This window comes from Paenibacillus sp. GYB006, assembly GCF_036577645.1.
GTDB lineage: Bacteria > Bacillota > Bacilli > Paenibacillales > Paenibacillaceae > Paenibacillus.
This window is the reverse complement of sequence record NZ_JARBDA010000001.1, coordinates 836232-859012: the sequence shown is the minus strand read 5'-3', so window position 1 is coordinate 859012 and position 22781 is coordinate 836232. Positions and strand designations below refer to the sequence as shown.

General features: G+C 42.2%; 23 protein-coding genes. 4 read left to right on the top strand and 19 right to left on the bottom strand.

Annotated features, from left to right (window positions below; translation table 11 throughout):
* Positions 1-77: 77 nt before the first annotated feature.
* Both PV403_RS04130 and PV403_RS04125 read right to left on the bottom strand, forming a co-directional pair.
* Entirely contained in the window at positions 78-866 is a 789-nt protein-coding gene (locus PV403_RS04130) for an alpha/beta hydrolase (protein ID WP_213532714.1), read from the bottom strand.
* Between the two features lie 154 nt (positions 867-1020).
* A complete protein-coding gene (locus PV403_RS04125) occupies positions 1021-1860 on the bottom strand; it encodes an AraC family transcriptional regulator (protein ID WP_213532508.1) in 840 nt (279 codons plus the stop codon).
* A 114-nt stretch (positions 1861-1974) separates the two neighbouring features.
* On the opposite strand from PV403_RS04125, the gene PV403_RS04120 reads away from it, so the two are divergent.
* Positions 1975-4002 carry a beta-galactosidase gene (locus tag PV403_RS04120; RefSeq protein ID WP_213532507.1) on the top strand — a complete coding sequence of 676 codons (2028 nt, stop codon included), beginning with the start codon at positions 1975-1977 and terminating at the stop codon, positions 4000-4002.
* Positions 4003-4171: 169 nt separating this feature from the next.
* Positions 4172-5080 carry a hypothetical protein gene (locus PV403_RS04115; RefSeq protein WP_332083679.1) on the top strand — a complete coding sequence of 303 codons (909 nt, stop codon included), beginning with the start codon at positions 4172-4174 and terminating at the stop codon, positions 5078-5080.
* 78 nt (positions 5081-5158) lie between these two features.
* Here the strand turns inward: PV403_RS04115 and PV403_RS04110 are convergent, their stop codons facing one another.
* Complete coding sequence (locus PV403_RS04110) at positions 5159-6676, bottom strand: UxaA family hydrolase (protein ID WP_213532505.1); 1518 nt, start codon at positions 6674-6676, stop codon at positions 5159-5161.
* Positions 6663-8177, bottom strand: a complete 1515-nt coding sequence (locus PV403_RS04105) for a tagaturonate reductase (RefSeq protein ID WP_213532504.1) — start codon at positions 8175-8177, stop codon at positions 6663-6665. The genes PV403_RS04110 and PV403_RS04105 overlap by 14 nt, the downstream gene beginning before the upstream one ends.
* Positions 8178-8309: 132 nt before the next feature.
* On the opposite strand from PV403_RS04105, the gene PV403_RS04100 reads away from it, so the two are divergent.
* A complete protein-coding gene (locus PV403_RS04100) occupies positions 8310-9179 on the top strand; it encodes an AraC family transcriptional regulator (RefSeq protein ID WP_213532503.1) in 870 nt (289 codons plus the stop codon).
* Between the two features lie 97 nt (positions 9180-9276).
* On the opposite strand, the gene PV403_RS04095 is transcribed toward PV403_RS04100, so the two are convergent.
* On the bottom strand, positions 9277-9864 hold the full coding sequence (locus PV403_RS04095) for an HD domain-containing protein (RefSeq protein ID WP_213532502.1): 588 nt from the start codon (positions 9862-9864) through the stop codon (positions 9277-9279).
* 235 nt (positions 9865-10099) lie between these two features.
* Here PV403_RS04095 and PV403_RS04090 point away from each other — a divergent pair, with 235 nt between their 5' ends.
* On the top strand, positions 10100-10771 hold the full coding sequence (locus PV403_RS04090) for a tetratricopeptide repeat protein (protein ID WP_332083678.1): 672 nt from the start codon (positions 10100-10102) through the stop codon (positions 10769-10771).
* Positions 10772-10824: 53 nt separating this feature from the next.
* Here PV403_RS04090 and PV403_RS04085 read toward each other — a convergent pair whose 3' ends face one another.
* The 14 genes from PV403_RS04085 to PV403_RS04020 all read right to left on the bottom strand — a co-directional run bounded on the left by PV403_RS04085 (position 10825) and on the right by PV403_RS04020 (position 22724).
* Positions 10825-11901 carry a phosphotransferase enzyme family protein gene (locus PV403_RS04085; RefSeq protein WP_213532500.1) on the bottom strand — a complete coding sequence of 359 codons (1077 nt, stop codon included), beginning with the start codon at positions 11899-11901 and terminating at the stop codon, positions 10825-10827.
* 89 nt (positions 11902-11990) lie between these two features.
* A complete protein-coding gene (locus tag PV403_RS04080) occupies positions 11991-12656 on the bottom strand; it encodes a GDSL-type esterase/lipase family protein (protein WP_213532499.1) in 666 nt (221 codons plus the stop codon).
* A gap of 202 nt (positions 12657-12858) precedes the next feature.
* Positions 12859-13059 (bottom strand): hypothetical protein, encoded by a 201-nt coding sequence (locus tag PV403_RS04075; RefSeq protein WP_213535722.1) that lies wholly within the window; start codon positions 13057-13059, stop codon positions 12859-12861.
* Positions 13060-13130: 71 nt separating this feature from the next.
* The gene (locus tag PV403_RS04070; protein WP_213535720.1) at positions 13131-13556 is read right to left on the bottom strand and encodes a GNAT family N-acetyltransferase; all 426 of its coding nucleotides are present in this window, start codon (positions 13554-13556) and stop codon (positions 13131-13133) included.
* Positions 13557-13655: 99 nt separating this feature from the next.
* Positions 13656-14363 (bottom strand): hypothetical protein, encoded by a 708-nt coding sequence (locus tag PV403_RS04065; RefSeq protein ID WP_213535718.1) that lies wholly within the window; start codon positions 14361-14363, stop codon positions 13656-13658.
* Positions 14364-14472: 109 nt separating this feature from the next.
* The gene (locus PV403_RS04060; RefSeq protein ID WP_213535743.1) at positions 14473-14988 is read right to left on the bottom strand and encodes a nucleotidyltransferase family protein; all 516 of its coding nucleotides are present in this window, start codon (positions 14986-14988) and stop codon (positions 14473-14475) included.
* 193 nt (positions 14989-15181) lie between these two features.
* Entirely contained in the window at positions 15182-15901 is a 720-nt protein-coding gene (locus PV403_RS04055) for a class I SAM-dependent methyltransferase (RefSeq protein WP_332083676.1), read from the bottom strand.
* Between the two features lie 60 nt (positions 15902-15961).
* The gene (locus tag PV403_RS04050; RefSeq protein WP_332083674.1) at positions 15962-16924 is read right to left on the bottom strand and encodes an alpha/beta hydrolase; all 963 of its coding nucleotides are present in this window, start codon (positions 16922-16924) and stop codon (positions 15962-15964) included.
* Between the two features lie 133 nt (positions 16925-17057).
* Positions 17058-18806 (bottom strand): ATP-binding protein, encoded by a 1749-nt coding sequence (locus tag PV403_RS04045; RefSeq protein ID WP_332083672.1) that lies wholly within the window; start codon positions 18804-18806, stop codon positions 17058-17060.
* A 57-nt stretch (positions 18807-18863) separates the two neighbouring features.
* Positions 18864-19925 (bottom strand): cobalamin B12-binding domain-containing protein, encoded by a 1062-nt coding sequence (locus PV403_RS04040; RefSeq protein ID WP_332083671.1) that lies wholly within the window; start codon positions 19923-19925, stop codon positions 18864-18866.
* Between the two features lie 206 nt (positions 19926-20131).
* Positions 20132-20590: a MarR family winged helix-turn-helix transcriptional regulator gene (locus tag PV403_RS04035; RefSeq protein WP_213535708.1), complete on the bottom strand. Its 459-nt coding sequence runs from the start codon at positions 20588-20590 to the stop codon at positions 20132-20134.
* Between the two features lie 76 nt (positions 20591-20666).
* On the bottom strand, positions 20667-21194 hold the full coding sequence (locus PV403_RS04030) for a GNAT family N-acetyltransferase (protein WP_306433111.1): 528 nt from the start codon (positions 21192-21194) through the stop codon (positions 20667-20669).
* A 62-nt stretch (positions 21195-21256) separates the two neighbouring features.
* Positions 21257-21928, bottom strand: coding sequence for a ribose-5-phosphate isomerase RpiA (gene rpiA, locus PV403_RS04025; RefSeq protein ID WP_213535707.1), 672 nt, complete (start codon positions 21926-21928; stop codon positions 21257-21259).
* 181 nt (positions 21929-22109) lie between these two features.
* Positions 22110-22724 carry a TraX family protein gene (locus tag PV403_RS04020; RefSeq protein WP_332083670.1) on the bottom strand — a complete coding sequence of 205 codons (615 nt, stop codon included), beginning with the start codon at positions 22722-22724 and terminating at the stop codon, positions 22110-22112.
* Positions 22725-22781: the final 57 nt, after the last annotated feature.

Sequence of the window (22781 nt, the reverse complement as noted above, 5' to 3'; positions counted from 1 at the left end):
ACTATCTCTGGTAATTATAAACCTGTCCTCAGCTTATAGCTTTATATCCCCAGGCCTTCTCATCTTCTTAGCCCTCTCTACCATCCCTGTTTCCGAAGCCAGGTAATACATAGTTCCTTCCACTTTCCTGTTGTTTCTTCAAACTCCTCAGCCAGTCCGATTCCATGCCGTCCTTCTTCAAATACATGAAGCTCATGAGGAACTCTTGATTCACTTAACGCCATAGACATAGCAAGGCTGTTCTGTAAAGGGACTGCCTCATCTTCATACGTGTGCCAAATAAAAGCAGGCGGTGTTTCCTTGCATACTTGCTTTTCGTTACTATATTTTTGAATGAGATCGCTCGAAGCGGCTTTACCAAGTAATGCTTCTCTTGAACCAAAATGACCGTAATCCTCCATCGTAATCACAGGATAACAGAGAATCATTGCATTCAGCTTAGAACTCTCCGAAGCTACAGGATCTTTCGGATCTTCTTCACCAGGAACCCACGAAGTCCCCGCATTCGCAGTCAAATGTCCTCCAGCCGAGAATCCCAGCATAGCAATCCGATTTTTATCAATCCCATACTCCTGTGCATGGGATCTTACATATTGTATCGCCCGTCTAGCATCAGCGAGAGGTGCAGGTTCTCTGTGCGGAAAGATCCGATATTTTAATACAAATGCCGAAATGCCCGCTTCATTCAGCCACTTTGCTACGGGCTCTCCTTCATGATCGGCTAGATGACAGTATCCGCCGCCTGGGCAGACAATAACAGCGCTTTTGGCTCCTTCCGCTGGGTATGCTCTCAGTGTTGGTCGATCTGCTTCATATCCTTCTGCTGCATAAGGAGGCTGACCAGGCCAAATGAATAGTTCAGACATTCTTTCCCCTTCTTTCTTCATCTCAAGTGATGTTTCTCGTCTATCTAACCCATCATCCTACATAAAACCGTTTTCATCAATCCTAAAGAATCATTTTGATCTATATATAGTCCCGATTAAAGCAACTAAAAGTATTAAGAGACTGTTTCACTCATTAGTACAATTTACGAAAATGTTCTGGTGTTACACCTTCGGTCTTACGAAAGGTAGCTACAAAATGGCTTGCATCCCGGAAACCGACAGCTTCTGCCGTTTCCTTAACCGTCATATCCGGACGTGATGTGAGAATTTCTTTCGCTCTGCGGATTCGTTTCAGGATAAAATATCCATAAGCGGTCTCTCCAAAAGATTGCTTGAAGAGAGTATTGACATATCGGGGACTCACCGAAAGTACAGCTGCCATTTCCGATAAACCGACACTCGGATCACTCAATTTTTCTTCCATAAACTGCAGCAGTGGAGCAAGCCTTTCAAGAGAGTGAGACAACGAAGGTGAATTTCCTGTCGTTCCATATTTTTTAAGCAGTAATAGAAAACGATACAGATCACCTGATGCTTCAAGACCGGTTAAATCCCGATCACTGCCGATTGAGCCAAGAACTTGTTCTCCAAAGAACTGGAGCTCTGAAGAAGGGTCCCACAGGTAACATGCCGATGGTTCAAGTTCCAGCGTTGCTAGAATAGCACTCGACTGCGGACCGCTAAACGTAATGTATAGAGTAGACCATAGCCTATCTGCTCCTTTTCTTTTGTACTCATGCGGTTCACCTGGGGCCACAAGTACACCGGTTCCCGGGAGAAGTCGATACGTTTTTCCGGCGAAAGTAAACTCTCCCTCTCCTTCCATGGTCTGCAGCCAGTGGTAGCAAGGATATCCTGCGGAACGCACGATCGATTCTTGATTCAAATTCGCTCCAATACTTTCAATATATAGTGGCAGCGGTTGTTCTCTGCTCGTCATAAAAAAACGCTGATGTTCTGGAGTAAGCAGCATAACTTCACCTCAAGTATAGTTCCATATTATTATATACATCTCTACAATTCTTATATTTTAAAAATATATCTCATGATATATCATGGACTTATTCTTATACAAGAGGTGAATCCATTGATTAGTTCCAAACTTCCTAAAATATTCTACGGCGGCGACTATAATCCAGAGCAATGGGACGAGGCAACACATCAAGAAGATCTTCGTATGTTCAAAATAGCAGGTATCGATATCGCAACGATTAATGTATTCTCATGGGCTAAAAACCAGCCTGATGAAGTCACCTATCATTTTGAGTGGCTCGATGAACTGATCGACAGCCTATATGAAAGCGGTGTCTATGTCTGTCTAGCAACAAGTACCGGCGCTCATCCGGCATGGATGGCTACTAAATATCCCGATGTACTCCGTGTAGATCGAGATGGCCGAAAACGGAAGTTTGGCGGGCGACACAACTCCTGTCCAAATAGCCCGACCTATCGTTTGTACTCCGAACGGATTGCTAGCAAGCTTGCGGAACGTTATCAAGATCATCCTGCAGTACTTGTATGGCATGTTTCCAATGAATATGGCGGTGAGTGTTACTGTGACAACTGCGAACGTGCTTTTCGTGTATGGTTAAAACAACGTTATCAGAACCTGGATACCCTGAATAAAGCCTGGAACACTGCTTTTTGGGGACATACATTCTATGACTGGGATGAGATCGTACTCCCAAGTAATCTCAGTGAAGAATGGGGTGAGCGCAGAACTAATTTCCAAGGGATCTCCCTTGACTACTCTCGTTTTAATTCGGATAGTATGCTCGCTTGCTACAAGATGGAGTATGATGCAATTAAAAAATATATACCGGATTCTGTGGTAACGACGAACTTGATGGGATTCTTCAAACAACTTGATTATTTTAAATGGGCGAAACATATGGACATCGTATCTTGGGACAGCTACCCGAGTCTCACCACTCCTCCTAGTGAGACAGCGATGGCAAATGACCTAATGAGAGGTCTAAAAGACGGTATGCCGTTCATGCTGATGGAGCAGACTCCAAGCCAGCAAAACTGGCAGCCTTACAACTCTTTAAAACGTCCAGGCGTAATGCGTCTCCAGAGTTACCAGACGGTTGCCCATGGAGCAGATACGGTGATGTTCTTCCAGCTTCGCAGATCCATTGGGGCTTGTGAGAAATACCATGGTGCGGTCATTGAACATGTAGGCCATGAAAATACCCGGGTATTCCGTGAAGTAACTCTGCTAGGCCAAGAACTCGCGAAACTCGGAGATCGAATAATTGACTCTCGTGTAGAATCTAAAGTAGCCATTCTGTTTGATTGGGAGAACTGGTGGGCCATTGAGAAATCAAGCGGTCCTTCGGTAGCACTGAATTATGTAGAACAAATTCATAAGTACTATGCTGCCTTCTATCGCCAGAATATCCAGGTTGATATGATCAGCGTCGATACTGATCTTTCTTCCTATGAGGTTGTAGTAGCACCTGTGCTCTACATGGTGAAACCCGGATTCGCTAATAAACTGGAGACTTTCACAAAAAACGGCGGCACTTTTGTTACTACGTTCTTCAGCGGAGTAGTTAATGAGAATGACCTAGTCACGGTAGGAGGATACCCTGGTGAACTTCGAGATCTTCTCGGTATCTGGGTAGAAGAAATCGATGCACTATTCCCGGACCAGAAGAACAAAATGATTGTTAAAAACGCATATGGCAAACTTTCGGGCGAGTATGAATGCGGTCTGCTCTGTGATCTGCTCCATACGGAAGGTGCAGAAGTGATTGCTGAGTATGGTGAAGATTTCTATCAAGGCATGCCATCCTTGACCCGTAATGTATTTGGCCTTGGTGAAGCATACTATGTCGCTTCTGATCCAGAAATTAGCTTCCTAGAGGGCCTGGTTGATAAAATAGCAGCCGATAAAGGTATTGAACAGACGCTGGTTACACCTGATGGCGTTGAAGTCAGCCGCCGTGTAAAAGACGGAATCTCTTATCTATTTGTGCTCAACTTCAATAAGGAAGCTTGTTCCTATGATTTAGGTGATGTTCAGGTCGAGGATCTTCTGACAGGTACTGCTCTTCAGGGAACAATCCAAATTGAAGGACGCGGAGTACAAATTTTGCAAGTTAAATAGTTCTCTACAAGTGCTATCACAACTAGTTTCTAGATACTTATTCCCGTACGATCTGCAGTAGCAGAGAGTGCGGGAATTTTCTATTTCCCTTACCGTTTTGCAGGGAAATAGAGGAACACGAGGAATACAGAAGAGGATACGATCACGCACTGAAGGAGTGATTCAAACTATGACAACATATCCATTACTAGATGTGTCTCATCCGGTTGTGAAAAAAGCTCATCATTTCATGTACACCCATGCTCGCTTGCTGGATCGTTACCGTTTTGAATATGCGACAGGACAAAGATCTGCAGAATCCGTAGTCCAAGCGCTGGCCGCTTATCAAAATCAGGATGGCGGTTTTGGGCATGCACTAGAACCCGATATTCGCAGTCCTTACAGTCAGCCTCAAGGTGCTGAGTTTGCGCTTCATTTACTGGATGAAGTTCACTTTTATCCTGAACGTATCCTTACAGGACTTGGGTTTTTCCTGCAGAAACATGCGAATCCTACAACTGGCGGCTGGCCCTATTCTTTTAAGAACGTAAACGATTATCCCCATGCACCCTGGTGGACAACGGAAAAAGATGACACAGCTTCTCTTAATCCATCAGGTTCTATTATTGGACTACTATATAAATGTAAGGATTGGCATCCATTCCTTCGGGAAAACTGGTTTAAAAAGGCTGCAGATTTTGTTTGGTCTTCCCTTGAAAACACTGAACTAGAAGGATATCACAATCTTATTCAAACGATACATTTTCTGGAAAATCAGGATGAGAGCGAGCGATCCATTCGACTTAAACAAAAACTCGATCATTTGCTAGAGCAGCCTGGTGTCATCGAGCTGAATCCAAAAGCAACCGGTTATGTACAAAAAGTGCTGGACTGGGCGCCTCGTTCAGACAGCTATGCAGCTCGCTTTGTACCCAAGGAGATTACGGAGCAGCATTTGGAGCATCTTCTATCCTCTCAACAAGAAGACGGAGGCTGGCCAATCTCTTGGCCTGCGCTAAGTGTAGCAGCCGAAGCAGAATGGCGGGGACATCTCACGATGGAGCGTCTTAAGACACTCGCTAGCTACGGAATCATCTAAAAGAACACGCTAAAAAAGGCCAGTAGAGAAATGCACTATCTCTGCCGGCCTTTCGCATTTTTCAGAATGATTTTACATCTATAAGATGACTCCATCTTTAAAAATCGCGATCTCACGGAAACCATAACGTTCGCTGTTCGTCACTTTATTCCCCGACGCAATATCAATCAGTTCTGCCAGAAATTCATTCGCAAGATCGTCCATCGCTTTTCCTTCGAGCAGCTGACCTGCATTAAAATCAATCCAGTGCTTTTTGCGATTAGCAAGATCCGAATTGGTTGCAATTTTAACAGTAGGAACCGGTCCGCCAAAAGGAGTTCCTCGTCCGGTCGTAAATAAAACAATATGTGCACCTGCAGCCGACAGGGCGGTTACGGATACCAGATCATTACCGGGAGCCTCCACAATGTTGAGCCCTTTTTGCGTTACCTTCTTCCCATAAGCAACTACATCTACTACCTCTGAATGTCCGCCTTTTTGTGTACAGCCCAGTGATTTTTCTTCCAAGGTGGTGATTCCTCCCTCCTTATTACCCGGAGAAGGATTCTCATAAATATTCTGTCCATGGTTCACATAGTATTGTTTGAAATTGTTGATTAAGTTCACAAGCTCTTCATAAACTTCTTCACTGCGAGCTCTGTTCATTAGAATCGTTTCCGCTCCAAACATTTCCGGTACTTCGGTAAGAATTGCTGTACCGCCAGCTGCAACGAGCTTATCGGATACAGCCCCAACTAGAGGGTTAGCCGTGATACCCGAGAAACCATCTGAGCCGCCGCATTTCAGACCAATGGTAAGTTCAGATATAGGAACAGGTTCACGCTCCTGCTTCTCCGCAAGCTCCGTCAGTTCTTCTAATAAGCGCAGCCCTTCGGCCATCTCATCATCAATTTCCTGTGCTTTTAGGAATCGTACTCTCTCCCCATCCTCAGCTGGAATAAACGTCTTAAATTCTTCGATCTGATTATTCTCACAGCCAAGCCCAATGACTAATACGCCGCCGGCATTGGGGTGGGATACAAGGGACGCAAGGAGCTGCTGAGTATACTTAAGATCATCACCAAGCTGTGAACAACCGAACGGATGAGCAAAATGATAGACCCCGTCCACACGGCCCTGAAAAGCTGTATTCCCCATTTTCGCCAGTGCCTCACATACCTTGTTAATACATCCAACCGTATTAATAATCCAGATTTCGTTACGAATTCCTACCTTGCCGTTACTTCGTCTGTACCCCTGAAAAGTATGAAGATTCGCAGGAACAACCGCCGGTTTTTCGAGAGGGGTCTTTATATATTCGTAGTCAATAAGTCCGCTTAGTCCTGTGCTGACATTGTGTGTATGAAGCCATCTTCCTGTCTCGATCTGTTCCTTAGCGATACCTATGGAATAACCGTATTTCATAATATGTTCGCCTGCTTGAAGCTCCCTTACGGCAAACTTGTGCCCTTTTGGGACATCCTCTTTCAAAATGATATGTTGTCCGCTGGCTACCTCAATCTGTTCACCTGCGTTTAGATTACGGAGTGCAATGAGCACATCATCATTCGGATGAAGCCGTGTCCAATCCGTTACAGAAGATTCATACGTATTCATTATGCTCCTCCTCTTCCCACTTGTTCAGATGCTCTGCCACTTGATCCCGCAGCCCAGAGATCAGATCAAGGTTCTGTCCCCATATTTGTTCATCTGCCAATATATACGAAACGACCTCATTCATATTAGCTCCGCTGTACTGGGACCAATGCTGAGTCAAGGATGCAAGCAGCTGTTCCTCATCCCGCAGGATTACTATCTGCCCGCTAAAAGTGCTTGACACATATCCTTTATCCGTATGTTCCGCCCTATATAAACGAAGCAGTGCACTAAAAGAAGTGACGATTCGCTCAGGCAGAACCCCGTTTTTGTTGATACTTTCAAGCAGGGTCGGAAGCAGCCTTACTTTAAACTTAGAGATAGAGCCAAGCATAATATCTGTCAGTTTATGATTGATATAAGGATTCAGGAAACGATCCCACACTTCTTTGACATAACATTGCATTTCCTCCTCAGGCAGATCAAGGGCAGGAATGATTTCTTTTTCCGCTGCTTCTCTTACAAATACTCCAAGCTCGCTGTCTTCCATCGTCTCACGCACATATGTCTGACCTTTGAGTATAGCAATCGGGGTCATTAGGGTATGAGAACCATTTAGGAGACGTACCTTCCGAAGCTGAAACGGCTTTAGATCTGAGGTCCAGTGGATATTCAGTCCTGCTTGCGCAAGCGGAAGCCTGTCATCAAGGTCCGGTTCCCCTTCAATCGCCCACAGATGGTAAGGCTCAGCTAAGGTCATTAACTTATCTTCATATCCGAAACGCTCTGTGAGTACAGCCGCCTCTTCCTCTGAAGGGGCACCCGTGACGATCCGATCTACCAAATTATTCAGAAACCGATTGTCCTGCTGAACCCATTCCCGAAACGAATCCGAAAAGCCAAAATCAATACTATGCTGCAGCACGTATTTTTTGAGAACATCTCCATTTCGATCGACAAGTTCGCAAGGCAGAATAAGTACCCCGCTCTCTTTGCTTCCGGAATAGTGAGTATATCGTTCATGTAAAAACACCGTAAGTTTACCAGGAAAAGAATCGATCGGTACACCCTCTTCATATCTCGTCTCCAGGTAGGTTAAACCTGCTTCTGTCGTATTTGAGATGATAATATCCAGTTCAGGGCTTATCGCAAGCTGTAAAAAATCTTGCCATTCTTCATAAGGGTCGATTGTACGAGACAAAATAGGAATGATGGATGCCTTCTCAACGGCCGTCCCATTAACAATGCCTCTTGTCAGCAGCGTATACAGACCGTCTTGTTCCCGTATATTCAGCAGTTTCCCTCTACCTTTCCGTCTAGGCTGGGTTACAGCTACCGTTCCTTTAAACGCACCTTTAATAGCGCTTTCATAAATCATCCAATCTGCAAACCCCCGCAAAAAATTCCCTTCGCCGATCTGAAGAACTTTCACAGGGAGCTGTTTGATCTCGGAATGAACTGAATTTAGGTGACTGTTACTGTTCTGTATACTTAGTCTTGGATAATCCTTTTTTACCGTCACACTCTTCACCTCTATTATTAGTGGTTGTATCCTTATGTTGTTCATTGTATCATCATCTGAAAGAACATAAATTGCTATTTTTGCTTAAAATATACTCTCAGATGATATTGTATGTAGAAGGAGAGAGCAGCTATGAAATATGAGCTCGAGGCACCCGTGGATGGGCGTCTAAAAGCAGCAATCGATCTTCCTTTTCGCATGTTATATCATGAAACCAAACTTCCTGAACATGAACTTCCTGACCATTTTCATGACTGGCATGAACTGATTTGTGTACATCAAGGAGAAGGAAAAATGTTAATTGATCACTCGATCGTCGATATTAAGGCTAGAAGTCTTATCATTATTCCTGGCAATACACTTCATCGCACCTTTCAAGATGCAGAGAATCCGCTGACGTCTTCGGCTTTTTATATCAGCCCTGCTGTCTTTCAAGGTATGGGAGGAGAAGCAGCATCCATTCAGCAGTTTTTCGAAAGGTCTCGAAAGTCGCGAAATTATATCCAAGTACTGAACCACAAACAAATGGATGAATTCGAACGATGGATTGAACAGATTTATACAGAAACAGTAAGTCAGGAGCATTTGAGGACTTATGCCACCCTCTTGTTGTTACAGCTGATGCTGATTTCCCTGATGCGGATGACGGATGCTGTAAAACCTGAAAAAACAACGTTATCGGGGCCGATCTGGATGGCGCAAGCCCTTAAAAGGTTAGACGAGCACCTTCATCAGCCTGTGTCTCTTTCTGAACTTGCTCAGGATGCTTCCATCTCTACTGCTCACTTTAGCCGAGCTTTTAAACAGCATACGGGGATGACGCTCACCGAATATGTTGCGGCGAGACGCATCATTCTCTCGAAAGAAAAACTGCTGCGTACCGATGATACAATGGTAGCCATTGCGGAAGCCAGCGGGTTTGAGAGTCTTCCGCATTTTTACCGATTATTTAAGAAACATACCGGGATGACTCCTTCCTCCTATCGAAGACTAATGCGCTAAACGTTCTATTTGTTTCCTTAAAGTTAATATCTAATAAATAAAGGGAGGACTCCTCTTATTTTAAGAGAATCCTCCCTTCTCGCTTACTGAATTCGTCTTACGGTAACAGGTAACCCTTCTCTACCGCTTCGTCAATCAATTCATTAGCAAATGTATCTAGGGCAGGGCAAACCTCTTTTAGTACCGCCAGCCTTTTTCTAACAGACACAGCAGATACCTGATTGGCTCTCCAAGCTTTGCCTTCCGTATAAAAATTGTGAAGGACCGGCTGCAGACGATCCATCGCCGCTGCATACTGTGCCTCTTTTGTCAGGCCTTCTTCAAATTCAAGCCACAGATTCATCCATTCCTCTTTTTGTTCCGCTGGAAGCAGCCCATATATTCGTTTTGCCGCCGCAAGTTCTCTTTCCCATTTGTCTTCATATCCTTTGACATCGTAAGCGAACGTATCTCCCGCATCGATTTCTACCAGATCATGAATGAGAAGCAGGTGCAGCACTTTTGTCATATCTAAATCCTCATGACTATGTTCTTTCAGCAACAAGGCCATAACAGCAATATGCCAACTATGTTCCGCATCATTCTCGTGTCTTTCTTGATTCATTAGATAAGACTGCCGAAATACGTGCTTCAATTTATCAATTTCGCGTATAAACTCGATTTGCTGTCTGATTTTCTCTGTCATGATTGTACTCCTTTTTCCACATTATTTACTTCCATCTTACTAGACTTATAGAAACTCTGTCACGAGCGTATATGGTATAATATTGAAATGTTCGCTTCAGCGCGAGATACAATCATCTGCTGGAGAAGGATCAGACTAAAGTGACTCGGCGTGTATCGGAAGCAAACTCGGCAAGGTTCGTAATGCCATAAGTTCGACATGAGGAGATTACTAATTATTTATCAGGGGGAAGGTTATGAGTAAGTTTTTACTATTTGGTTTGCTTTTCTATATCATTGGTAATCCGTTTATTGCTATTATTGTACTGTTTCTTATTTTTTATCTTCTGGATCGGCGTTTTGTCGGTGTATTTCCAAGCATTACAAAACCTTTTAAACGGATGCGAAGCATCTCCAAAAATCGTCAGCAAATTGCGCTGAATCCAAATGACGTTACTTCCAAATTTGACTTAGCGAGACTCCTGATTGAACGCAAAAAGTACAGAGAAGCTCAGCAGTTACTACTATCGATTGAGTCGTCTTATGATCACTCAGCAGAATATTGGGATATGGTCGGAACGACAGAAATTCATCAAGGGCAGCTTGAACAAGGGGAACAACATACGCTGCACGCTACTAAACTGAATCCAAAAGTAAAATACGGCCAACCTTACCTCCGTCTTGCTTCTGCATACAAGGATACGGATCAGGCTAAGGCACTTCAATATGTAGAGAAATTTCAAGACATCCAGTCTTCCTCCAGTGAATCTTTCTATTACCTCGGACTTGTCTACGGAAAGCTCGGCCAAAAGAATGAGGCAAAAGAAGCCTACCGTCAGTCGATTGACGTATACCGCTCTCTGCCTAAATATAAAAAACGGCAAGAGCGTCGCTGGGCTGTCCGCAGTTTCTTTCGGAAATTATTATAAACAGATTAAAAAGCTTTCTTTTTCTATTCAACTGAAGAAGAACGCTTTTTTTTCTATAACAATTGTCTCACTCTAGCCTGATGTAACGCAAGCCACCTTACGCAGCTTATCAACTTCTGCAGCTGATCGCTAACTATATCTGCTGGATCAATTCCTTTATGATACCGAGTCAAAAAATGCATGACGACATCTACTCTGCGCAGAAGAACAAGAGACGGTATCATGTCCTTCTCTTCGGGTAGTAGGGTAACTTCGGAAGTATAGCCGCTGATCAGCGCATTAAGATTGTTCCACATCTTCTCTTCTGCTTTTGCGGTATAGTTCTCATTCAAAATCATGCCAGTGATGAGATCTGAAAGAGGAACAGCCAGTTCCATCACACGAAGGTCCCAAGTAGCAAACTCAAAATCAAGAATCGTGGTTATATCCCCTTCTTCATTTACTAAGATATTAGAAGCATTCAGATCTCCATGTACGAGTTGGTGAGGAAGATCTTCGAGTCCCCCGCGAGTCTTGATGAACAGCTCTTCAATTACTTCTGCTATTTCCTTGGTTTCTTGACGCAGGGTTAGAAAAGACGAGTCGGGTTGCTGTAGAAAGCGAATGAACTTTGCTTGCGAAATTTCCGGATAAGCTAGATCCAATCTGTAGTAAGGTGGATATACAGGCGCTAAAGGAACCGTTATTCGAGACAATGCGAGTGTAACCTGGCCCGCTTTTTGTCCCAATTGCAAGTATTGACTCGGCCCCATTCGTACCGCATTACTCCCTTCTTGATAATGAAATAAGGCTCCGATTTTCCCTTCGTGATGAGTAAATGTCGTATTTTCCAATGTCTGTACCAGCTGCGGATATACAAACGCTTGCTTATGTATTGTAAGGCTATTCAGAATAGCATGTTCATACTTAACCTTGTCTTTATCCTGGTGACTATTGTACATACGTAGTACATATCGCTTCCCTTTCAGATGAATCAAGTACGTAGAGTTGTTCATCCCTCCTGTTAACCGCCAAATCATACAATTCTCAAGTTCTGTTCCTGATAAGGAAGGCTCGAAGTAATTTATAAGCATACGGCGAACCTGTAATTCTTCTTCTTTTGTGATGGAGGATCTGTTTGCTATTTGCATATATGGTTGCTCCTTCTTCTATATCGAAATATTCCTCTAACCGAAACGTAGAGGATACAAGCTGGCTTTTGCTTGCACCCTTCCTATTCTTATTTCTTCTTTTTGCGTAATATGTGAGGCTTCTCTAGCTTCAACAGCGGAGCATAGCCTACACGATCCAGCTGCGATTCGATAACCCGATATCCTTTACTGCTTGGATGGACCTTATCAAAAAATAATAATTCCCTTTCCCTTCCCTGAAAAGCATACAGAAGCTGGGCCGTTGCTATTTTAGGACTATCTAGACTTGTAAGAAAGTCATTATATTGTTTCACCCAATGATAGGCAGCCTCATTCTTAGGCAGCGGATTATACAGTCCGACGAGCCGAATAAAGTAAGGTGAATCCTTTTTTAAGGATTGGATCTGTGAAAGCATCTCTCTCATATGATACTCACATACGTCCAAAGTCTGGGTGAATAATGGAGAACTCAAATTCCACCTCGTTGAACGAGCTGCCTGAATCAAATCATTCCCGCCAATGGAGATCGTAATAATGTCAGCATGTACAATGAGATTCCGCAAGTATTGATTGTATCTTACCATGGATAGAAGTCTTTGGGACGTGAGTCCATTGATTCCTTGGTTACTTACAAGAACAGGACTGCGTAAATGATACTCCAGTCTTTTTTGATAGAGTGGAACAAACCCGCTTCCAAATAAAGCACCGATACCTACCGTCAGTGAATCGCCAAGTGCCAGATAACGGTACACCATTTCTACTCCTCCTTTCTCTATGACTTCATCGATTTCAGAAGAATATGGCAAGGGTAGTGATCATACAACATATGTAAAAATGGAAGCAGGCGGCACGGCAAGTTATCTTTCCTCTCCTTTTTTATAAAAAAACGCAAAGAAAAAGACATATATTTCTGATAAGGTGAACCCACCTGTTTCAGAGTCATATATGTCTCTTTTATTAAGTAACAAAAGTAATAATACTCCCGATCAACATTCCTGCGATAAAGTAAGTTCCGCTCAGCGGAACTTTAACTTTGCGATGCTCCGCATAAACGAGGAGCAAAAACAACAATAGGAAGCTAATTTTCAGCCAAAGAAAAACAAAGGGAACTGCAAGTCCAAGAAGTAAACCGATAATTCGATACACTGTGGTAGGCAAATGCATATACTCCTTCTCTTAGTACCGTAATGGATGATACGTAAGTCTTGCTGTTCTCATCTTAGGATGGATTATTCCTCTTCTTCTATTTCAAACACACAGCGGAAACGTTCAACCCCAGGGTATTTTTCACCCAGACTATAGACAATAAAGCCAATATTCCGGTAAAAATCCACAGCTTCTTCGTCTGTTTCTGCGGTTACAACTTCAGGCTTTACACTACTAATCATTTCAGAGATAATGCCGCGTCCATAACCCTTCAGCCGATTCTCAGGCAGCACAGCGAGATGCTTGATTTGCACTTCTTGATTTTGTTTCTCGATTCCGATGAGAGCTACTAACTGCTCTTCATCCTCGAAACCGTACAACGTCATAGCGTCTTGTTCTTTATATTCCTTCAGGGCTGCAAGTACGTATTCCTGCTCTGGAAGGGTAGCGTATTCAATGAGTTCCTGTACTATAGGATCTTCTAAACGATCTTGTAAAGAAATAAACAATGTATATCCTCCTATTCATGCGCATTTACTATACGTACTTTAGGGCTTTTACAAGAATATTTCAAGTCTCTTATAGAATCACACACGAACATTTCATTTTCAACCATGATATGGATTATTGCTGTAAACCTCTTCAACAGGATCGGTTGATGAACTAAACGCTGACCAGGAAGGTAACAAGAAACGTAATTCTTCCGCTGTTTCTTGAATAAATTGTTCTATCCGTTCAATATCCATGAGCCGTAGTGAGCGAGGTTTAATCGGTTCTTCTAATTTACGAAGGATATCATACCGATAATCATCTACTTCTTGAAGTGAGACGAGTCTGCCCATGGCTGCAGCAGGTGCGGATTCAAGTAATTCGAGTAATTGCTTTGTTTCTGGATGCGTATCCATGAGTATGTATTCCAGTTGTGTGACGTCCCGGTTATATAGTGATTGAAATGAGCGAAACTGCGTATACCATCGGTACAGAAAAATGTTTTGTGCTAGATTTTCCATCCCTTTATATACGGTTTCAGCCCATCTCAAATCGACGTATATATGCGCAGCATACCCCATAAGAAACTGTCTGTAATCTTCACCAAGATGAATATTCGTATGTGATACATGAAACTGCTGAATTTCTCTTACCCGCGGCAGAATCCCTTCCACCTTACAGAGATGAGTATTCCACTTCATTTGATCATTCATATTCCGTCTTGTAAGAACAGCATTAGGTGCAATGTTGCCCAGAACAAAAGATGGTGATGGACGTCCTTGTTGAACCAGATGGGCAACCGTTAAATGTACCATTGGCCAAGGCATACTTTATTTCCCCCGCTTTTTCCCTTATAAAATGAGTAGCATAATAGATATTCTCTATTATTGTATCTTATTTCTCTCTATCTCATATTTCTCTACAATCTATGAGCTATCAGTCCATCATCAACAATAAAGGCCAATGATCAAGCCATTTCTTTTCAAATACTCTTTGTCTATACAGCCCAACATTCCGGAAATATGGACTTTTTTTCACATTCATCTCGAACAGATCAGATAAACCAAATGGAGCTATGATCTCCAGCTCATCTTGATCATTCAGACGAATCGCAACCGCAGTCGCTGTCTCAGTCCAGTACCTCATCGCATCTTCTACGGATTGGTAGGGAGGATCCATATTATATTCATGCATTCTTGCTTGGTTCTTAACTTGCCATTTTCGTCCAATCTGCCCTGACTGTAATTGTTTCTCATACTGGATATCAATCCATTCATCTAACTGCTTAGGATCATAATAAATGACATCAATATCATTCAGCGGAGTTGCGTCTTTATATTCGTGCAGTACATCCCACACTCGGTTCCTTACATAACCAGCAGCTATACATCCCTCTGGTAAGCCAAGTTCGCGAACCCGTTTAAGGTCATCGATAATTTGCGGCTGATTCATTATATCTCGCAAACGTTCTTCATATGTCAAATGTGATCGTCCTCCTTTTCTTCTATACTATTTAATCTAGAATGACACTTCATAGATTCACATACTTAATTATAGAGCGAACTTACTACAGCGACAATCAAATGTTTGCACTTTTATCCATAATGTAAAAAACAACAGACTTCATGAGCCTGTTGTTTTTTTATTATTTTCTTTTTCTTGCAGCAAATCGAAGTAACTGACAGCGGAATTCAGTAGGCTCATCATACTTTTCTTCAGGAATCGCCTGTGTGACTCGCTCTGTGAATAAAATATCCCAATCGTCCTGATAACGATGAGTTAATAAATCTTCAGCATATTGCGTAGGTAAATTTAGTTCGATCAGTGGTTTGATTGGTTCAAGATTCGAAAGTTTTACTTCCTCTACTCCGGTACTCATCGTAATGAGGTGTATACCGCCTATTTTTGTACCTGCCTGCATTCGGTCAAGCACCTGATGGAGCGCTTCTTCAGAGGATACATGTTCTAGACAAGAACAGGCTGCGATATAATCATACCGCTTTGGCTCAATCTCGTAATGTTCAATGTCCGCCTGTTCCGCCGTTATAAAGTGATCGACTTGATATTTTTTTGCGTGCTCATGTAAACTATCAATCGCTTCCTCTAGTAAATCTACCGCTACGACTCTGCTGTTCGTTCCGCGCAATTTATCTGCTATCGCAATCGTGTTTCTGCCTGCACCTGCTCCAAGATCCAACACGGTAAGATGATCTTTAAAAGCTCTTAACCGGTCAAGGGTTTCCATGACAATCGGCATGGGTCCGGCCATCCAAGTCCCTTCTTCATAGAGATCGTGTTCTTTATAAAAATTACGATGATACGTTTCCTCCATTTTGCGCGCTTCTTTAAATTGTTGTTCAGACATATGGGCCCATCCCCTTTCTAAAATTGTTGTTTGAACTACCATTACCCATAATGAAACCTTTTATAGCCACTTTTCCGTTCTTATTTCCGTATTTTGTCCTAAATAGCGGGCTACAAAATCTTTTATATGACGTTTATATCCCTCCGAATCTACTAGAAAAGAAGTACCATGTGCAGCTTCAGGAACGATATACAAATATTTGTCACCAGCACTTTCTCGGTACAGCTCATGAGCCATAGAAGTAGGAACGAAGGTATCTTCACCCCCGTGGATATATAAAATAGGCAGCTGTGTTTGTTTAACTTGCTTTAAGGCAGAAGCTTCCCAAAAACGATAGCCGGCTTTCCACCTCGTATATAGACTGACTAGCGGAAGGAACGGAAAGGAAGGAAGTTTGAACATCTGCTTCATTTGGTAAGACAATTCATCTTTGACTGAGGTGTACGCGCAATCCGCTACAATTCCTTTCACTTGGGAGGGCAGTTTCTCACCGCTTGCCATGAGAACGGAAGCAGCCCCCATCGAGATACCATGCAGCAGGATTTCACTGTCCTCTCCCCACTTTTCAATCACAAAATCGATCCATCTCACATGATCAAGCCGGTCATGCCAACCAAATCCAATATAGTCGCCTTCACTGGCCCCATGACCTCGGTGATCTGGCATTAATACACGAAATCCAAGCTCTTCTATATAAAAACGAGCGAACCCCGCCATCTCATATCCGCGGCCTGTATACCCGTGAGATAAAATAACGATCTTATTCTCTTTTCCTTTTCCCGGTATCCAGGTGCCGCAAAGTTTTAATCCGTCAAAAGAAGTGATCTCCACCTGCTCAGGTGATTGAGCTCTAATCCAGGAATAATCAGGACTCGTTGAAACCACTTTATCTCCTGCCATCTGTTCTGTATTCTTGATGATCATTGGTTTAGGTGTTCTTTTTATCGCCACTTTATAGAAATAGGAGACTGACGCCCACAGCAAGGCTGCAATCATAAGAAGTATTAGCAGTAAAATCCACATCCAATTTCTCTCCTCTATCTATTGATATATTGTACTTAAACCGTCTATGATTTCCTAACCTGCAAACCTGTTTTTCAGCACACAAAAAAAGGTATCCTCATTACGAAGCGGATACCTTTTCATAAACGTTGTATTATTGATGTATAGATGAAAGAAGCTTCTTAATCTCCCTGCAAGCCTTCTCGTAAGCAGGTACCAACAGTTCTTTCATTCGCTTAGGTTCTTCAAGACAACCCATTGTTGCAGATGTTTCTATCTTTCCTAACAGCAAAGAGAGATGTTCAATTCCCAAACTAAGACTGCTCGATTTCAAGTCGTGTGCGGTCTTGATTACTTCACTACATTGATTAGTATTAATATAATGAATCAATTGATCTATTTTACTCGGCGTATCCGCTTGATACATGTCAAGCAAGGTTTCTAATAATTCCCCCTTCTTCTCCTCACTAAGGTTCAATAACTCCATGATCACTTCCTCATTTAGAATAGAATCATCATGCATTTCAGGAAGCCATCTCTGCATCATTTCTCGAAGTGTTTCTAGAGTGATTGGCTTAGGTAAGTAATCGTCCATACCTGCCTCGAGACATTCTCTACGCTGTCTCTCTGTAACATTCCCAGTGAGTGCGATAATAGGAGTATGTGGACGCATTTCATCCTCTTCAATCTGTCGGATTTTTTTTGTTGCTTCTATTCCATCAAGCTTCGGCATCATATGATCCATCAGTATAAGGCAGTATGGTTTACTGAGATAAGCGGCAACCGCTTCTTCTCCATTCTCCACCGTATCTATATTTGTAATTCCAAGCTTCTCTAACTGAACAAGGACAACCTTACGGTTAATGCTGTTATCTTCTGCGATAAGAATTGGATGTTCAAGAGGAGTGCACTGGATGCAGTCTGTAGTCTCAAGTGTCACCGCTGTTAAACGGTTCATTTCGGCTTCATTCGTAGTAGGAGTCATCGCCTCGACGTTAGACTTAACTTCAAAAGAAACTTCAATCCAAAAAGTAGATCCTTTTCCATACTCACTTATGACACCAATCTGTCCATTCATCAGATTTACAAAGTATTTGCTAATGGAGAGTCCAAGACCGGTTCCACCATACTTAGACTGTTGTCCATCAGATGTTTGGGAATAAGGTCTAAACAATTTAGACTGATCTTCCTTCGTAATGCCAATCCCCGTATCTGTAACTTCAATACGAATCATTTGCTTATGATCCTTTTCAGATAAAACCTGAATACGAGTATAGATTGAACCGTTCTGCGTAAATTTGATGGCATTACCAACAAGATTCATTAGTATTTGAGTTACCCTGGTACTATCACCAATTAACGTGTCAGATAATGAATCATCAATCTCTGTGTATAGTTGATTACCGGATTTATCAGCTTTTGCAGAAAGAAGCATATTGACATGTTTCGAAATGCTTCGTAAATCCATCTCGGACGGATTTAATTTCATTTCTCCCTCTTCAAGCTTTGATAGATCTAATATATCATTTATTAAATAGAGCAAAAGTTGAGACGAATCCTGAATTACAGTAACCGATTGCCGCTGTTCCTCTGTAAGCGATGACATTAATAAGATTTCAGTCATCCCCATAATTCCATTCAAAGGAGTTCGAAACTCGTGACTCAGCAAGGCCAGAAATTCACTTTTTGCTTCACTCGCTTGAACTGCCTGATTTTTCGCTTCATTAAGTCTGGAATTGTTCTTGGCAAGTTCCCTTTGTAACGTAACTAGATCGTTATTCATACTTGAAAATTCACTGAGTACGGTCTGCTCATGCTCTTTACTCTTAATTATTTCCCTGTTAAGTTCAGCAATGATACTTCTCAGTTTTGTCATCTCGTGTTCATTAAATTTTGAGGGCATATCATCCCTCCTCTCTAATAGATCACCTATAATGAAACACGAAGCAGGATTTATTCTTCACTTGGAAGAAAGCAGGGAATAAGCTACTTCAATGGCACTACCGGCATCATGAGCATACCCGTCTGCCCCAACTTCTCTCCAAAGTTCTGGGTCAATATTAAAAGGAAGTCCTCCAACAATAATAGACACATGTTTCGTCGCAGGATTACTTCGCACCTCTGAAATTAACCGTTTTGCTAAATGAACATGAAAAGTCATCGTTACAGACAATGCAAGTACGTCCACATTATATTTTTGAATCGATTCCGTAATACCTTCTTTAGGAACATTGGCACCTAAATAATAGGTGTCCCAACCTTCCATCTCAAAGTGATCCGTCAGCATCCTAAGCCCAATTTCATGCAGTTCACTGCCTACACATGCAGCGAGCAATTTATAACCATTGTTCTCTTTGGTCAGCCAGTAAGGATAAAGCTTGGACATATTCGCCTGCGTTGCAGCCGTACATAAGTGCTCTTGAGCCACGGTAATGCTGCCCATATGCCATAACCTGCCGATTTCCAGCTGTGATTTTTGAAAAATAAAAAGATAGATATCTTGGATAGAAGTTCCTGCCGCGAGTAATTGCTCTATAACAGACCAAGCTCCCTTACGATCGGCAGACAATAGGGACCGAAGATACAACTCTGTATTTTCACGGTATGGCTGATTTTCCGCGATATACGTAGGTATAGGCTGGGCAGTTGCAATTTCCTGAATACCTTTTTCTAAATAATCAAGTAAGAGTTCTCGGTCTGTCTCTTTATATGTTTGTTCTAAGATTTCTTGGATTAAAGTGAAGTTAATACGCAAGTCTTCCTCTGTTACTTGATACCTCGCAACTAATATTTTTAGCCACGATACATATTGTGTAAAAAGAGAGGGACTTTTCAGCATAACACTCTCAGCCAAAAAACTTAGGCTATATTTTGTATCTTGTGTTGTTTTGATTTTGCCTGACGGGCCATATTTCAGTTCTAATTCAGGTTGTATTTCGTACTGCCTTTCTGTAATTTGTTCGGCGAGACGATCCACCTGTCGCAAGAGGACTTCCCCAGCTGCATTATTGGTATCATTCATCAGAATGCAGCTCCCTTCTTGTGAAAACCGATGTAATATTTACGCCCTAAAATTAAAATATAATATGAAACCAATATCCATTTTTCTCAAAGTGTATATCGATTTCAACTATTTAATTGTCCCACACTATAAAACAACATGCAAGCAATTGGAAATTTCAATCAAAAGAAAACCGACCTTATTGAGGTCGGTTTAACATACGAATTTCATCTTTCTATTTCTCGTCCACTAGCCGATAATCCAAGCTTTTTCAGCAGACGAATCGCTTCTATTTTCTCATCATCGGTTAGTCCTTGCTCTGCTTCTTTAATGACTTCATGATGCCCTGGAAAAATACGCTCAAAAAAAGCAGTTCCCTCATCCGTCAGTTCTGCAAAGATTACCCTTCTATCTTCCAAGGAAGCTCTGCGTAGTAGCAAATTTTTGCTTTGCAGCTTGTCCACTACATAAGTAATATTACCGCTTGACATAAGTACCTTTTCCCCAATCTTTTGCAGCGGTTGAGGTCCCTTATGATATAACAAATCAAGCACTCCGAATTCCGTCGTATTCAGCCCATGACTCTGAATGTCTCGATTAGATCTTGCAGTTACAGAGTTGTAGGCTCTGGCTAGAACCACAAACAACTGAAGCGATAGATCTCTCTCATCGCGTAAATTAGACATAACCTTGCCTCCAATAGCCTCTATCAATAAAAATATCCATTGTTTCCACTTTACACTTGGATCATGGAGTGAATCATTAGGATGAATGGCGTGCTTCCCATTCCTCCCGCAACATCCCCATTCGGATCGAATCATAATAGATTCCGTCTACAATTCTGCACTTCCGCATACGGCCTTCTACTTGCATCCCTAGCTTTGTACCCACACTCATCATTCTTACATTTCCAGACCATGTAGTAAGACCTATACGAACAATAGGGAGAACTTGAAACAAATAAGTAATCCAGCATTTCATGGCTTTTGTACCGCATCCTTTATTCCAGTCCGCTGCTTGGTACATAACGATCCCAGTCTCGATCCACATCGACTGAGGATCTTCAATATAATAGGATAAACTCCCTATAATCTGACCACTTACTTCCATAATGACCCAAGAAGGTACTTCCTTTGAAGATGCCTTTTCGACTGTTTTACGAAAACCTTCCCGGCTCTCATGCACTAAGGGATAATAGGGTGCATCCCACTTTTTCCATTCCGGATTCGTTTCACCATATATGAATTGATATAAATCATCGATATCTTGTTCTTCTATGGTGCGTAGAATTACATCATCTAGCTTCAGGAGAATTTGTCCGATGACTTATCTTCCTCTCTTTGAAAAAGAAGTTACCTTTTTTTGAGCTCAATTGACCCGTCACTGTGTGACACTACCACGGTATCCGCCAGATCGACGAACAGACCATTATCAACGACACCTGGAATCATATTTAATTTTTGATTAAGAGCCTCTGCATTAGAGATGCGTCCAAGCAGACAGTCTGCAATATAGTTTCCGTTATCCGTCACATATTTCTCTTCACCGTTCATGCGCCACTGTGGACGGCAGCCAAGCTGATCAAGGGCCTGAAATGTCCATTCATGTGCAAACGGAACAATCTCAACAGGCAATGGGAATTTACCAAGCGTATGAACAACTTTGCTCTCATCCACTACAATGATGAGTCGTCTGCTGTTCGTGGCAACAATTTTCTCGCGCAGAAGCGCACCGCCGCCACCTTTAATCAGATTTAATCTGCCATCGACTTCATCAGCACCATCAATCGTAAGGTCAAGTCTACCCATCTCAGCAAAAGGAATGAGGGGAATTCCCAATTCCCGCGCCTGATCCTCAGAAGCTTTGGATGTAGCTACTGTCTGAATATTCAGTCCTTCTTCCTTAATTCTTTCGCCTAGTCGTTTAATAGCCCAATAGGCCGTAGATCCTGTACCTAGTCCTACCTTCATTCCATCTTTAACGAAATCCACTGCTCTTTCTGCTGCTGCTTTTTTTAGTTCCACTAAATTCTCAACTCCCAATCTATGTTTAGCAAAACAAATCATCATACCACTTCGTGGAATAGATCCAACTTATGTTCTATTGTAACCGATTCATATTCATGAAGGAATATCACCATAAAAAAAACAGCACAAGATATGTACTCTATATTGCCTATTATAATAGGCAGCTTTCGTTTCCGTGTTAAACGATTCGAATGACCGCAAGTACAGCAAGATGTAACGGATAGAAACTTACCCATAGCCAGCGCGGAACAGTAGAGCGAAATGAAGCTCCCTTATCCATTAAGAAAGCAATATATACCGTCGCTAGCGTGCTCCAGATTTGAAGTTCAGATACCACCATATCCGCAATATTAAGTAGCAAATGAGCACCCACCATGACCATACCTTCCGTGTATCTAAAGATTAGAACCAGGAAGAGACCATAGATCCCATAGTCCATCGTGGATAATTCCATGAGAATACCAGAGATCATAACAATCAGAACTTTACTGATTCCACTTTGGGACTTATCCAGCAGCTGAAGAACAAGCAGCGAGGACAACAGTGTCCAGATTACATTCAAATTAGAATGCTGAAAAGCAAGCATAAATGGGATCTGCGAAATGATAGCCAGAAGAAGTAAACGGTAAGTATAGCGTTTCATATTACTTGTGTATTTATAACCAAGATATGTCGAAAACGCATAAATCGGAAAGGCGAGCCTTCCAATGATCCGAAATATGCCTTGATCCTGATAAAAAATAGCACCTATATGATCAATCAACATGGTAAGCATTGCAATCCAGTGCAGCATAAATCCCTCCTTATGTTCCGTAGCTGTATTATGCCATAAGGATTCTTCGGATTACAA